General features: G+C 72.3%; 13 protein-coding genes. 10 read left to right on the top strand and 3 right to left on the bottom strand.

Features of this window, described 5'->3' with window-relative positions:
* Positions 1–38 precede the first annotated feature (38 nt).
* From AMK10_RS22440 to AMK10_RS22430, 3 genes are read left to right on the top strand one after another with little or no spacing between them, the layout of a single operon-like run.
* Entirely contained in the window at positions 39–974 is a 936-nt protein-coding gene (locus AMK10_RS22440; RefSeq protein ID WP_073749695.1) for a PDR/VanB family oxidoreductase, read from the top strand.
* Positions 975–1,003: 29 nt separating this feature from the next.
* Entirely contained in the window at positions 1,004–1,228 is a 225-nt protein-coding gene (locus AMK10_RS22435; protein WP_073749694.1) for a recombinase-like helix-turn-helix domain-containing protein, read from the top strand.
* Positions 1,229–1,230: 2 nt separating this feature from the next.
* On the top strand, positions 1,231–2,247 hold the full coding sequence (locus AMK10_RS22430; RefSeq protein WP_073749693.1) for an aromatic ring-hydroxylating oxygenase subunit alpha: 1,017 nt from the start codon (positions 1,231–1,233) through the stop codon (positions 2,245–2,247).
* 207 nt (positions 2,248–2,454) lie between these two features.
* On the opposite strand, the gene AMK10_RS22425 is transcribed toward AMK10_RS22430, so the two are convergent.
* Together AMK10_RS22425 and AMK10_RS22420 are read right to left on the bottom strand one after the other, a co-directional pair.
* A complete protein-coding gene (locus AMK10_RS22425) occupies positions 2,455–4,101 on the bottom strand; it encodes an FAD-dependent oxidoreductase (protein WP_073749692.1) in 1,647 nt (548 codons plus the stop codon).
* A gap of 9 nt (positions 4,102–4,110) precedes the next feature.
* Positions 4,111–5,025: an AurF N-oxygenase family protein gene (locus AMK10_RS22420; RefSeq protein WP_073749691.1), complete on the bottom strand. Its 915-nt coding sequence runs from the start codon at positions 5,023–5,025 to the stop codon at positions 4,111–4,113.
* 498 nt (positions 5,026–5,523) lie between these two features.
* Here AMK10_RS22420 and AMK10_RS22415 point away from each other — a divergent pair, with 498 nt between their 5' ends.
* The 3 genes from AMK10_RS22415 to AMK10_RS22405 are packed head-to-tail and all read left to right on the top strand — an operon-like array spanning position 5,524 to position 8,734.
* Complete coding sequence (locus AMK10_RS22415) at positions 5,524–6,864, top strand: extracellular solute-binding protein (protein ID WP_073749690.1); 1,341 nt, start codon at positions 5,524–5,526, stop codon at positions 6,862–6,864.
* On the top strand, positions 6,861–7,823 hold the full coding sequence (locus AMK10_RS22410) for a carbohydrate ABC transporter permease (RefSeq protein ID WP_073749689.1): 963 nt from the start codon (positions 6,861–6,863) through the stop codon (positions 7,821–7,823). Before AMK10_RS22415 ends, AMK10_RS22410 begins: the two co-directional genes overlap by 4 nt.
* Complete coding sequence (locus AMK10_RS22405) at positions 7,820–8,734, top strand: carbohydrate ABC transporter permease (protein WP_382566609.1); 915 nt, start codon at positions 7,820–7,822, stop codon at positions 8,732–8,734. Before AMK10_RS22410 ends, AMK10_RS22405 begins: the two co-directional genes overlap by 4 nt.
* Positions 8,735–8,790: 56 nt before the next feature.
* Here the strand turns inward: AMK10_RS22405 and AMK10_RS22400 are convergent, their stop codons facing one another.
* A complete protein-coding gene (locus AMK10_RS22400) occupies positions 8,791–9,663 on the bottom strand; it encodes a UbiA family prenyltransferase (RefSeq protein ID WP_073749688.1) in 873 nt (290 codons plus the stop codon).
* 119 nt (positions 9,664–9,782) lie between these two features.
* On the opposite strand from AMK10_RS22400, the gene AMK10_RS22395 reads away from it, so the two are divergent.
* From AMK10_RS22395 to AMK10_RS22380, 4 genes are all read left to right on the top strand, one after another.
* Positions 9,783–10,841 carry a type III polyketide synthase gene (locus AMK10_RS22395; RefSeq protein WP_073750150.1) on the top strand — a complete coding sequence of 353 codons (1,059 nt, stop codon included), beginning with the start codon at positions 9,783–9,785 and terminating at the stop codon, positions 10,839–10,841.
* Between the two features lie 13 nt (positions 10,842–10,854).
* A complete protein-coding gene (locus AMK10_RS22390; protein WP_073749687.1) occupies positions 10,855–11,382 on the top strand; it encodes an isoprenylcysteine carboxyl methyltransferase family protein in 528 nt (175 codons plus the stop codon).
* A complete protein-coding gene (locus AMK10_RS22385) occupies positions 11,379–12,392 on the top strand; it encodes an NAD(P)/FAD-dependent oxidoreductase (RefSeq protein ID WP_073749686.1) in 1,014 nt (337 codons plus the stop codon). The genes AMK10_RS22390 and AMK10_RS22385 overlap by 4 nt, the downstream gene beginning before the upstream one ends.
* 90 nt (positions 12,393–12,482) lie before the next feature.
* Entirely contained in the window at positions 12,483–13,172 is a 690-nt protein-coding gene (locus AMK10_RS22380) for a YqjF family protein (RefSeq protein ID WP_198959780.1), read from the top strand.
* Positions 13,173–13,242: the final 70 nt, after the last annotated feature.

Here is a 13,242-nt window from a genome sequence, read left to right as displayed (position 1 = left end):
CCCGGCCGCCCGAACTGCCGGTAAGGAGGCAACAGACCATGAGTGAGGATTCGCTGCGGCTGATCGTCCGTCGTATGACCTGGGAGGCCGAGGGCGTCCTGTCCGTCGAGCTCGCCGATCCCGACGGCAAACCCCTGCCCGCCTGGACCCCCGGCGCGCACATCGACGTCCACGCCGGCGGTCAGGTCCGCCAGTACAGCCTGTGCGGCGACCCCCGCACCGCCGACGTCTACCGCGTCGGTGTGCTCAACGAGCCTGCTTCGCGCGGCGGTTCGCGCTTCGTGCACACCCAGCTGCGGCCCGGCCAGCAGATCACCGTCTCCGAGCCGCGCAACCACTTCGCGCTGGAGGACGCCGACGCCTACGTGTTCGTCGCTGGCGGCATCGGGATCACACCCCTGCTGGCCATGGCCAGGGAGGCCGCCCGCAGGGGCGCCCGGTGGCGCATGGTCTACGGCGGCAGGAGCCGGGCCTCCATGGCCTTCACCGGCGAACTCGACGCGCTCGGCGGCGACGTCACGCTCGTGCCGCAGGACGAACACGGCCACATCGACCTGGACTCCGTGCTCGCCGAACTGCCGGCGGGGACCCTCGTGTACTCCTGTGGTCCCGAGCCGCTGCTCGGAGCCGTCGAGGAGCGCTGCCCCGGTGACCGGCTGCGCCTGGAGCGGTTCGCCGCGCCGACGGTCGAACGCACCGGGGACGACGAGGCGTTCGAGGTCGAGTGCCGCACCTCGGGCGTGACGCTCACGGTCGGCGCGGGGACCTCCGTCCTGGAGGCCGCTGAGGGCGCCGGGCTCACCGTGGAGAACTCGTGCCGCGACGGGATCTGCGGCTCCTGCGAGACCCGGGTGCTCGAAGGAACCCCGGACCACCGCGACTTCCTGCTCAGCGAGGCCGAGCGGGCCGCGGGCACCTCGATGATGATCTGCGTCTCGCGGTGCGCCTCCGGCCGGCTCGTCCTCGACCTGTGACACCTTCCCCCGCACTTTCAGGAGACACCGTGAACGACACCTGGCCGTACCTGGAGATCCACCAGTCCCGTACGCACGAGCCGACGCCGTACGAGTACAAGCTCGCCGCGACGCTCGAGGACGTCTACACCCACGTGGGCCACGAGCTCGCCGACGTGGTGCGCGGACTCAACGCCCGCCAGGTCCACGCCGCCGACGGCAGCCCGTGGACCGAGGATTCCTTCCGCGCCGAGATGAACCGACTGGGAGCCTGACCATGACGCTGACGTCCTCCGCCACCGCGGAACACATCTACGCCACCGGTCTGCGCAACCAGTGGCACCCCGTCGTCCCCTCGGACTTCGTCGCCCCGGGCGCGATGCGCAAGGTGACCGCGCTCGGCGAGCAGTGGCTGCTGTTCCGCAAATCCGACGGCACGCTGTCCATGCTCGCCGACCGCTGCCCGCACCGCGGCGCCCCGCTGTCGCTCGGCAAACACCTCGGCGACCGGGTCGCCTGCTGGTACCACGGAGTCGAGGTCGAGACCGACGGCACGGTCTCCTCCGTCCCCGGGCTGCCCGGCTGCAGCCTGGAGGGCAAGCGGCTGGTGACCTCGCTGCCCGTGCGCGAGGTCTCGGGCGCGATCCTCGCCTACTTCGGCGACGAGGAGCACCCCGAGCCGGCCGAGCTGACCCTGCCGGAGCCGCTCACCGACCCGGACGTGGACGCCATCCTGTGCTACGCGGAGTGGAACGCGCCCTGGCGGTACGCCGTCGAGAACCTGCTCGACCCGATGCACGGCGCGTTCCTGCACCATGACTCGCACACGATGTTCGACGGCGACACCACGGCCAAGTTCCGCATCCGGGAGACCGCCCGCGGCTACTTCTTCGAGAAGACCGACCAGCGCGGTGTGAACTTCGACTGGGTGGAGCTCTGCCGCACCGGGGTGGACTGGGTCGACCTCTCCATCCCGTACCCGCCGTCCGCGGGGCCCGGCGGCGCGTTCGGCATCGTCGGGATGGTCTGCCCGGTGGACGAGGAGCGCAGCGGTGTCTTCTTCTGGCGCTACCGCCGTGTCCAGGACTGGCAGCGCGCCTCCTGGCGCTTCCTCTACCGGACGCTGATCGAGCAGCGCCACTGGGACGTCCTGGAGCAGGACCGCGTCATGCTGGAGTCCATGCCGGCCGACGCCGACCAGCGGGAGAACCTCTACCAGCACGACCTCGGCGTGGTACGGCTGCGCCGCCTCTACCGCGCGGCGGCCGAGGCCCAGTCGAAGGCGGGAGCCTGAGCGGCTCACCCCCGCCCGGTGACGGGAAGAGGGCCGGTGAGATCCCCGGCCCTCTTCCCGTCACACCCGGCGGACGAGGTGCGCGGCCCATGGACGGGCCCGTACGTCCCGTACTGGCACCCCTGAGCCACCCCGCTGCCGCCACTTCGTGAGCGGCGGCAGCACCGCGTCGGCGTCCCTCTCGTCCTCGCCGGGCCTCTCGCCCGGTCAGCCCGGTATCCGGCGGCCGCCCCTCGCCGCCGCCACCAGCTCCGGAACCGTCGCCAGCTTGACCCGGGGCCGTCCTTGCTTCAGCCCCAGCGCGAGTTCGGCCCGCTCGATCCGCGCCAGACCGCGGGCGTCCACGATCCGCCGGTTGCGGCGCCGTACGAGCCGCTGGAACGCCTTCGCCCCGTGCTCGGCCGACGGCAGCGCGCCGCCCACGGCATCCGCCAGCAGCGTGCCGACGGTCTCGGCCGCGCAGGTCCGGTTGGCCCCGATGCCGCCGGAGGGACCGCGCTTGATCCAGCCCACGACATAGGTGCCGGGACGGTCCTTCACACGGCCGCCCTCGTGCGGGACGGTGCCCGTCGCCTCGTCGAACGGCAGCCCGGCGACCGCCACCCCGCGCTGGCCGACGGCCCGCAGCAGCAGCCCGGCCGGGATCTCCCGGTCTCCGGCGCCGCCGGTGACCCGGACCGCGCGGACGGTGCCGTCGCCGAGCGCCTCCTCGGGCGAGGAGTGGAAGCGGAACACGATGCGGCGTCCCGCCGGAGGCGGAACCGACCAGTCGACCTCCTCGCGGGTGACCCCCTTCAGCAGCGCGGCCCTGTCGCCCGGCGCCGCGGCGTCGATCGCCGCACCGGTCCTCGGGTCGTGGTCGTCGACGACCAGCTCGACGCCGGGCAGATGCGTGAGCGCGAGCAGTTCGGACCGGGTGTACGCCGCGTCCCCGGGCCCCCGCCGGCCCAGCAGCACCACCTCGCGCACCGCGCCGTCGCGCAGGGCGTCCAGCGCGTGGTCCGCGATGTCCCCGGCGGCCAGCGCCCCGGGGTCCGAGACGAGGATGCGGGCCGCGTCCAGTGCCACATTGCCGTTGCCGACCACGACGGCCCGCTCCGCGGACAGGTCCACCGCGTCCGGAGCGACATCGGGATGGGCGTTGTACCAGGAGACGAACGTCGTCGCGCAGATGCTGCCGGCGAGGTCCTCACCGGGTATCCCGAGCCGCCGTCCGGCCGGGGCGCCGACCGCGTAGATCACCGCGTCGTGGTGCGCGGCGATCTCCTCCGGCGCGATCTCGCGGCCCACCTCCAGACCCAGGTGCATCCGCACGCGCGGATGCGTGTGGAAGCGGGCGAAGGTGTCACCCGCCTTCTTCGTCGACAGGTGGTCGGGCGCCACACCGTAGCGGATGAGCCCGCCCGCGACCGGCAGCCGGTCGATCAGCGTGACCTCGGCGGCGGTGTGCAGCAGCAGGTCCTCGGCCGCGTACATCCCTGCGGGCCCGGTGCCGACCACCGCGACCCGCAGCGGCGCGAAGTCCGCCGGGAGCTCGCGGTCGAAGGACGGCTCGCCCCACACGTGGAAGTTCGGCCCCGCGGGAGCCGGCGCGGCCTCCCGGTCCTCGAAGTACGCGGCGTTGAGCGGGCCGTACTCCTGCTGCGCGGCCGGCAGGCTGTCCAGGGGGAGGACGGCGTCGACCGGACAGGCGTCGGCGCAGGCACCGCAGTCGATGCAGGACCTCGGGTCGATGTACAGCATCTCCGTCCGGCCGAAGTCCGGCTCCTCCGGAGTCGGATGGATGCAGTTGACGGGGCACACCGAGACACAGGTGGCGTCGCTGCAGCACGTCTGGGTGATGGCGTAGGTCATGTCGTCCGCTCAGATCAGATGGGCGCGCTTGTAGAACACCAGGGCGGGCTTGGTCAGCAGCCGGGCCGAGGCCAGAAAGTCCATGAGGCCCGAGCAGCTGGAGCGCATCATCGACTTGTGGTGCTCATTGGCCTTGGCCTCGCCGATCGCACGCTCCGCGTCGAGCCCGGCGTTGGCGTAGACGCCCTTGTTCACCATGCTCGTGACGATGACGTACGACGCGATCGCGATGACCAGCGCGTTGATCCTGCGCCGGACGGGACCGGCACCGCTGAGGTGCTTGCGCGTCTCGGCGCGGGCGAACTTCATGTGCCGGGATTCCTCGACGACATGGATGTTGTTGATGGTGCGGACGAAGGGCACGACCCGCTCGTCCCGCATCCAGTCGCGCTGCATGACGTCGAGGACCTCCTCGGCGACGAGTATCGCCGCGTACGCCGCCTCGCCGAACGCCAGCGTCTTGAACGCCCGCCCCAGCTCCACCGCGAGCCGGTGCGGGCGGTAGGGCGGGGCGCCCAGCTTCTGCGCGCCCCGGGCGAACATGATCGAGTGCCGGCACTCCTCGGCGATCTCGGTGAGCGCCCACTGGACGTCCGCGCTCGTCGGGTCCTTCGCGTACACGTCGCGCAGCACCATCTGCTGCAGGATCATCTCGAACCAGATGCCGGTGCTCGCCACCGACGCGGCTTCCTGGCGGGTGAGTTCCTTGCGCTGCTCCTCGGTGAGCTCGGCCCAGTACGCCGTGCCGTAGAGAGTGCTCCACTCCGGGCTCGCACCGTGGAAGTCCTTGTCCAGCGGGGTGTCCCAGTCGACCTCGGTGGCGGGGTCGTAGGCGAGCACGGCGGCCGATTCGAGGAGACGACGGGTGAGGTCGTCCTCGGGCGGCCGGTCCTGCGCATCCGGTCGAACGGTGCTGCTTGCCATGGTGCGGCTCCTCGGTTCGTCAGCGGTGTTCCTTGGCGCTGTCACAATGCGTGGTTGCGGTGATGATTCGTCAACCGGCCTATGTCGCAAGCCCGTTGCTTCGGCAGCATGAGCGGAGGACCGGCGCCCCTTCCGCCGGGCAGCCGTCTCGTACCGCTTGTTAGACGGAAGGTATAGCAAGGATGCCGGGCGGGCCTACCCCCCAGTAAGAAATGTGCGCGCATCCCCGCGATTTCTCCCCGGGCAGCTCCGCGATTCCTCCTCGTGTACCCCGCCGACGGCACGCCGACCGACCCGATTCCGGGCGCGTAGGGGTGCGGGGAAGCGTTCTTGTTCGTGGTGTCGAACATTGTTCGCAATTTCAGCGCGAGTCATTGACGCCGGGTTGCACCGGGCCTACGGTCCCGTCCGAAGTAGCGGGCAGGCGTCGAGATTTCGAACATCCTGCCCTCCTTCGCCGCGTCCCCGCACCTCAGAGACGAGTCGAGACGAGCCGCCATGCAACCACCCCTTCTCAGCCGGCGCCGAGCCCTCGCGGGCGGTGCCGGCGCCCTGGCCGCCGCCGGAGCCCTGGGCTCCCTGTCCGGTTGTGCCGCCCCCGCCACCGCAGCAGGTCCGGGACAGACCCTGTTGCGGTTCTGGCATCTCTTCGGCGGCGGTGACGGCGTCAACATGCAGGGCATGCTGGACGACTTCCGCGGTGAGCACCCGGACATCGCCCTGGAGGCCTCGACCCTGCAGTGGGGCGCCCCGTACTACACCAAGCTCGGCATGGCCGGGGCCGGAGGCCGGGCCCCCGAGCTCGCCGCCCTGCACCTCGCCCGGCTCGCGGGCTTCGCCCCGGGCAGGCTCCTCGACCCGTTCGACCTCGATCTGCTGGCCGAGCACGGGGTGAAGGAGGAGGACTTCCCGCCGGACATCTGGCGCCGGGGCCAGGCGGGCGGCAAGCAGTACGCCGTACCGCTGGACACCCACCCCTTCGTCCTCTACTTCCAGACCGAGGTGTGCGAGAAGGCCGGACTGCTGTCGGGCGGGCGGCTCAAGCCGATCAACGGCGCCGAGGAGTTCGCCGACGCGCTGCGCGCCGCGAAGAAGGTGACCGGGCAGCCGGGGCTCGTGACCGAGACGCTCGGCCCCGACTGCATCACCCCGTGGCGGCTCTTCTCCAGCTTCTACGCCCAGACCGGCGGCAAGGTGCTCTCCGAGGACGGCAAGCGCCTCGCGCTCGACGACGCCAAGGCCCTCCAGGTGCTGGAATACCTGGCCCGGCTCGTCGAGGAGGGGCTGATGGTGCGCCGCGTCGACTACGCGGGGTCCATCGGGGTCTTCAACGGCGGGAAGACCGCCTTCCACCTCAACGGCGAATGGGAGATCACCACCTTCAAGACCACCGGGCTCCCGTTCTCCATGACCCGCATCCCCGCGCTCTTCGGCAGCGCGGCCACCCAGGCCGACTGCCACGCCTTCGTCCTGCCGCACCAGGCGGACCGCGGCGGAGCCACCAACGAGGCGGCCCACATCCTCGTCGCCTGGATGCTGAGCAACTCCGTGGCCTGGGCCAAGGGCGGCCATGTGCCCGCCTATCTGCCGGTGCTCGACGACCCGGCCTACCTCGCGCTCAAGCCGCAGTCCGAATACCGCGACGTGATCGACGACGTCGCCCTGGACGAGCCCGCCTGGTTCGCCGGCTCGGCCTCCCGGCTGTGGATCGAGCTCGGGGCCGTGTTCTCCGGGGTGCTCACCGGCTCCCGCAGCCCGCGCAACGCCCTGACCGAGGCCAAGGCCCGGCTGCGGACCCTCCTCGACACCCGCAACCCCCTTCCGGGAGCCGCGTCATGACCACGACCACCGCGGCGGCGACGGCACCCGCGTCGAAGCCCGCCGGGAGCACGGCCGGGCGGCCGGCCCGCTCCGTGCGCAGGAAGTGGACAGAACACGGCCTGGTGTTCATCGCGCCCTTCTTCCTCGTCTACGCCATGTTCCTGATCTGGCCGCTGATATCCGGCCTGGGCATGAGCCTGACCAGCGAGAACATCACCGGCTCCGGCGGTGAGTTCGTCGGCCTCGACAACTACGCCGAAGCGGTGCGCGACCCCGAGGTGTGGTCGTCGCTCTGGAACACCGTCTGGTTCACGGTGCTGTCCACCGTCCCCCTCGTCGTCGTCGGACTCGTCCTGGCGCTCCTCGCCCATCAGCTGCGCGTCGTCCAGTGGCTCTGGCGGCTCAGCTGGTTCGCCCCGTTCCTGCTGCCGTCCGGCGTCGTCTGCCTGCTGTTCGTGAACATGATCCTGCCGTCCGACTTCGGCCTCGCCGACCAGCTGCTCGCCTCCGTCGGGCTCACCCCGGAGATCGGCTGGCTGACCGACGAGCGCTACGCCATGCTCAGCATCGTGGCCACCACCGTCTGGTGGACCGTCGGTTTCAACTTCCTGCTGTACCTCGCCGCGCTCCAGGCCATCCCGGCGCATCTGTACGAGGCCGCGGAACTGGACGGGGCGGGCGCCTGGAAGCGCCTCCTGCACATCACCCTGCCGATGCTGCGCCGCACCACCGGACTGGTCGTCGTCCTCCAGGTGCTGGCCTCGCTGAAGATCTTCGACCAGGTCTACATCATGACCGGCGGCGGCCCCGACGAGTCCACCCGGCCGATCCTCCAGTACGTCTACCAGCAGGGCTTCACGGGCTACCGCATCGGCTACGCCTCCGCCGTCTCCTACATCTTCTTCGCCCTGATCCTGACCGTCTCCCTGGTGCAGCCGCTGCTGTCCCGGCGCCGAGCTGAGGAGGCCGCGAAGTGAGCGGTTCCGTCACCGTCATCCCGCCCCGCACCGGGGCCGAGGAAGCCGCGGGGCCCCGGGGGGCCGCCGCGGAAGGGGGCCGCCGGCCGCGGTGGACCCCCGGCAGGATCGTCCTGCTCGTCATCGCCCTGGTGCTGACGGCCGCCTGGCTCCTCCCGATCGCCTGGGCCGTCGCCACCTCCCTGAAGCCGGAGGGCGACACCGCGAAGACCCCGCTCTCCTGGATCGGTTCACGCGTCACCTTCGAGGCGTACTCCAAGGTGTGGGAGTCCGGCGACCTGCTCGTCTGGCTGATGAACTCGGCGTACATCTCCGTCATGACCACCCTGCTGACGGTCGTGACCTGCGCGATGGCCGCCTACGGCTTCACCCGCACCGACTTCCGGGGCCGTCGGCTGCTCTACGGCCTGGTGCTCGCCGGCATCATGGTGCCCCCGCAGGTCCTCATCGCGCCCCTGTTCCGCGAGATGGTCCAGCTCGGCCTGGTCGACACCTACTGGGGTGTGATCCTGCCCCAGGTCGCCGTGCCCGCCATGGTGTTCATCCTGGTCAAGTTCTTCGAGGGCGTGCCCCGGGAGCTGGAGGAGGCCGCCTTCGTCGACGGGGCGGGCCGCTGGCGGGTGTTCTGGACGATCGTGATTCCGCTCTCCCGGCCGGTGCTCGCCGCCGTGGCGATCTTCACCTTCATCTCCACCTGGAACAACTTCCTCTGGCCGTTCCTCGTGACCACCGACCCGGGCGGCATGACCCTGCCCGTCGGCCTCGTCAACGTCCAGTCGACCTTCGGTGTGCGGTACGCCCAGATCATGGCCTCGCTCGTGATCGCGGGGACACCGCTCCTGATCGTCTTCGCGTTCTTCCAGCGGCAGATCGTGCGGGGTATCGCGCACACCGGTCTCGCCGGCCAGTAGGGACCCGGCCCCATGGCCCGTACGGACGGCACGGCGTCCGTACGGGCCGTCACGCGTCACGCGATCGCCGCGCCCCTGGCCAGCAGCAGCGCCACGTCCACCGCCGCCACGGCCACCGTCCCCGCCAGTGCCGCCTTGCGCCATGCCCCGATCCGCCGCGAACCGGCGTACGCCGTCACCGCCACCAGGGCGCACAGGACGAGGGGGCCCCAGCCCCCGGGCGCCCCCGTGGGCACCGGTGCCAGCACCGCGGTCGCCGCCACCAGGGGCACCGGAAGCAGACGCCGCGTGCGCGCCTCGCCCCATCGCTGCGGCAGACCGCGGATGCCCGCCCGCAGATCCGCCTCGATGTCCGGCAGCACATCGGCGAGATGGGCCGCGACGCCCAGCAGCGCCCCCGCCGTCACCGCCCACCACGCGGGCCAGGGCCGGCCGGGCAGGCTCAGCGCGACCAGACAGGGCAGGCCGCCGAAGCCGATCGCGTACGGCAGCCAGGACAGCACCGTCTCCTTCAGCCTCAGGTTGTACGCCCAGGCCGCAAGGACCCCGGCCAGGTGCACCGCCCCGGCGGCGGCGCCGCACGCGAACGACAGCGCCGCGCACAGGACCAGGGCCGTGAACGCCGCGCCCCAGACCGTGCCGGCGCCCACCGCGCCCTGTGCCACCGGCTTGCCCGGGCGTGCGGCCTCGGCGTCGCGGCGGGCGTCGAAGGCGTCGTTGCACCAGCCCACCGAGAGCTGTCCCGCGAGCACCGCCGACGCGACCAGCGCGCAACGCCCGCCCCCGAGACCGGAGCTGACGGCCAGCGCGGTGACGAGCACGGTCACCGCCGTGACCGGACCCGGATGGCAGGACAGGGCCAGACCCCCGGCGAGCCGCGGCAGACGCGCGGCGGGGGAGGGGGACGAGAGCCCGTCCGTGGTGTCCACGGAGCGATCGTAGAGACGCCGGGGCGTACGAACATGGCAGCCGCGCTCCACATGTGCGCTGATTTGCCCCGTTCCGTAGGCAGGATATGGGCCATGACTTCTCCGAAGCGGTGGCCCGGATGACCCGCATCGCGGCCGTGCACGGAGTGCTGCCGCCGCACCGTCACAGTCAGCGCGCGGTCACCGACATGGTGGCGCGCACCTGCCTGCCCCCCGGCGCCGACCGCCGGGTGCTCGACCGGATCCACGCGAACGCCGGGGTCAGCGGCCGGAACACGGTCCTGCCGCTCGAGAGCTACGCCGGACTCGACGACTTCGGTGCGGCGAACGACGTGTTCATCGGCGCGGCCGTGGAGCTCGGCGCCGAAGCGGTCGGAGGCGCTCTGCGCAAGGCGGGGCTGCGGCCCGCGGACGTGGACCTGCTGATGTTCACCTCCGTCACGGGGATCGCGGCGCCCTCGATCGACGCGCGGCTGGTGGGGCGCGTCGGGCTGCGACCCGACGTGAAGCGGCTCCCCGTGTTCGGGCTCGGCTGCGTCGCCGGAGCCGCAGGGGTGGCGCGGCTGCACGACTATCTGCTCGGCAGACCGGACCAGGTGGCCGTCCTGCTCTCGGTCGAACTCTGCTCCCTGACCTTCCAGCGCCAGGACGCCACCCCCGCCAACCTGGTCGCCACCGCGCTGTTCGGCGACGGCGCCGCCGCGGTGGTCCTCGTCGGCGGCGACCGCCCCGCCCCGGCGGACGGACCCGAGGTGCTGGACACCCGCAGCCGGCTGTACCCGGAGACCGGGCACGTCATGGGCTGGGACATCCGCGGCTCGGGGTTCACCGTGGTCCTCGACCCGGCCGTCCCCGACGTCGTACGCCGGTATCTCGCCGACGACGTCACCGGCTTCCTGGAGGAGCACGGCCTGAAACCGAAGGACATCGCCCGTTGGGTGTGCCACCCCGGCGGCCCCAAGGTCCTGGAGGCCGTCACGGAGGTACTGGCCCTGCCCGACGGCGCCCTCGACGTGACCTGGACGTCGCTGGCCGAGGTCGGCAACCTGTCGTCGTCCTCGGTCCTGCACGTCCTGCGGGACACCATGGAACGGCGAAGGCCCGAGCCGGGGACCCCCGGTCTGCTGATGGCCATGGGCCCCGGCTTCTGCTGCGAACTGGTGCTGCTGCGCTGGTAGTCCGGAGGAACACATGATCTGGTACACCGCGCTGGTCCTGGCGGTCGCCGTCGAGCGCCTCGCCGAACTGGCGGTCGCGCTGCGCAACGCGCGCTGGAGCCTGGCCCGGGGCGGCACCGAGGCCGGACGCGGGCACTACCCCGCGATGGTGGCCCTGCACACCGCTCTGCTCGGCGCCTGCCTCGCCGAGACCTGGCTGGCACAACGGCCGTTCCTGCCCTGGCTCGGCTGGACGATGGTGGCGGTGGTGGCAGTCGCCCAGGGGCTGCGCTGGTGGTGCGTACGGACCCTGGGCCGCCGCTGGAACACCCGGGTGATCGTCGTCCCCGGCCTGCCCCTGGTGACCGGCGGCCCCTACCGCCTGATGCGCCACCCCAACTACGTGGCGGTCGCGGCCGAGGGCGCGGCTCTGCCACTGGTCCACGGCGCCTGGACGACCGCCGTCCTGTTCACCGTGCTCAACGCGGCGCTCATGGCCGTACGCATCCGATGCGAGGACGGCGCGCTGGCGGGCGTCGCCGGAACGGAGGCGCGCGCGTGATCGACATCCTGGTGGCGGGCGGCGGACCCGCGGGGCTCGCGGCGGCCATCCGCGCAGCCGCCGCGGGCCTGGAGGCCGTCGTCGTCGAACCCCGCCCGGCTCCCGTGGACAAGGCCTGCGGCGAGGGCATCATGCCCAGCGGAGTGGCGGCCCTGCGCGCCCTGGGGGTGACCCCGGAGGGCAGCGAACTGCGCGGAATCCGCTACATCGAGGGTCACCGGCGGGCCGAGGCGCCCTTCCGGGGCCACCCGGGCCTCGGCGTACGGCGGACCGCACTGCACGCGGCCCTGCACCGAAGGGCCGCGGACCTCGGCGTACGCGTCGTCGCGGGCAGGGTGGGGGAGGTGCGCCAGGGGCCCGGGGGCGTCACGGCGGCGGGCCTGACGGCGCGCTGGCTGATCGCGGCCGACGGTCTGCACTCGCCGGCACGCCGGGCCCTCGGTCTGGAGCGTCCCTGCGCGGCACCCCGCAGATACGGGCTGCGCCGCCACTACGGCATCGCGCCCTGGACGGACTTCGTGGAGGTGCACTGGTCGCGCCACGGCGAGGCGTACGTGACACCGGTGGGGGAGCAGCTGGTGGGTGTGGCCGTGCTCAGCCACCACCGGCGCAGCCATGAGCAGCACCTCGCGGCCTTCCCCGCTCTGGCCCGGGCGATCCGGGGACGCGAAGCCGGTCCCGTGCGCGGCGCGGGCCCCCTGCGCCGGACCGCGAGCGGACCGAGAGCCGGACGGGTCCTGCTCGTGGGCGACGCGGCGGGTTACGTCGACGCCCTCACCGGCGAGGGCGTCGCACTGGCCACGGCGACCGCCTCGGCGGCGGTCGACTGCCTCCTGGCCGGTCGGCCCGAGCTCTACCCCGCCCGGTGGCGGCAGCTGACGCGACGGCACCGTCTGCTCACCCAGGCCCTGCTGGCGGCCGCCCGGCACCCCCTGACCGCCGGGCTGATCGTGCCGGCCGCCCAGCGCATGCCCCCGTTGTTCGGCGCGGCGGTACGAGCCCTGCAATAGCCGCTCCGGCGCCAGGGCTGACATGCTGGCGGCGTGCCGACCTCCCCGCTTCTCCCGGAAGCGATAACCCCCGACCCGCCGCACCCCGGCATGCGTCCGCTGATGACCCAGTCCTGGCTGGACCTGGCCTTCCTGCACTGGGTGGCCGACCCCGCCGACGTGGCACCGCTGCTGCCCGCCGGAACGGAGCCCGACACCCTGGACGGCGTCACCTATGTCGGGCTCGTCGCCTTCCGCATGCACCGCGTCGGATGGCTCCGCCTCCCCGGAATCCCCTACCTCGGCAGTTTCCCCGAGACGAACGTACGGCTGTACTCGCGGGACGCCCGGGGACGGCGCGGTGTCGTCTTCCGCTCGCTCGACGCCTCCAGGCTCATCCCGGTGGCCGTCGCCAGGAGCGCCTTCCGGCTTCCGTACGTGTGGTCCCGGATGGATGTCAGGCGCGAGGCCGGCACACTCACCTACACCAGCAGCCGGCGCCTTCCCGGGCCACGGGGCGCCCACAGCAGGATCGTGCTGCGCACCGGCGGGCCGATCGCGGCCCCCACGGAACTCGAACACTTCCTGACCGCGCGCTGGGGGCTGCACAGCACCCTCCACGGCCGCCCGGTGTTCCTCCCGAACGCCCACCCCCGCTGGCCGCTGCACCGCGCCACGCTCCTGGAATGCGACGAGGACCTGGTGACCGCCGCGGGGCTGCCCGCACCCGTCGGGGAGCCGCGGAGCGTGCTCCATTCACCAGGAGTCGCAGTCCGCTTCGGCCGTCCTGTCCGCCTCTGACGCCGGTCGTGGTGGTTCCGGCCGGTCCGTCGTAGTGCGCAGCGAAGCGGCGAGGATGCGGGAAGCCGTG

The organism is Streptomyces sp. CB02058 (assembly GCF_001905505.1).
Taxonomy (GTDB): domain Bacteria; phylum Actinomycetota; class Actinomycetes; order Streptomycetales; family Streptomycetaceae; genus Streptomyces.
This window is presented reverse-complemented; position numbering and strand designations above follow the sequence as displayed.

Excerpts from the sequence above, each read along its gene's own strand:
- AMK10_RS22410 (WP_073749689.1), top strand. The coding sequence starts at position 6,861 with ATGACCACGACCACCGCGGCGGCGACGGCACCCGCGTCGAAGCCCGCC.
- AMK10_RS22440 (WP_073749695.1), top strand. The coding sequence starts at position 39 with ATGAGTGAGGATTCGCTGCGGCTGATCGTCCGTCGTATGACCTGGGAG.
- AMK10_RS22430 (WP_073749693.1), top strand. The coding sequence starts at position 1,231 with ATGACGCTGACGTCCTCCGCCACCGCGGAACACATCTACGCCACCGGT.
- AMK10_RS22425 (WP_073749692.1), bottom strand. The coding sequence starts at position 4,101 with ATGACCTACGCCATCACCCAGACGTGCTGCAGCGACGCCACCTGTGTC.
- AMK10_RS22420 (WP_073749691.1), bottom strand. The coding sequence starts at position 5,025 with ATGGCAAGCAGCACCGTTCGACCGGATGCGCAGGACCGGCCGCCCGAG.
- AMK10_RS22380 (WP_198959780.1), top strand. The coding sequence starts at position 12,483 with ATGCGTCCGCTGATGACCCAGTCCTGGCTGGACCTGGCCTTCCTGCAC.
- AMK10_RS22390 (WP_073749687.1), top strand. The coding sequence starts at position 10,855 with ATGATCTGGTACACCGCGCTGGTCCTGGCGGTCGCCGTCGAGCGCCTC.
- AMK10_RS22415 (WP_073749690.1), top strand. The coding sequence starts at position 5,524 with ATGCAACCACCCCTTCTCAGCCGGCGCCGAGCCCTCGCGGGCGGTGCC.
- AMK10_RS22395 (WP_073750150.1), top strand. The coding sequence starts at position 9,783 with ATGACCCGCATCGCGGCCGTGCACGGAGTGCTGCCGCCGCACCGTCAC.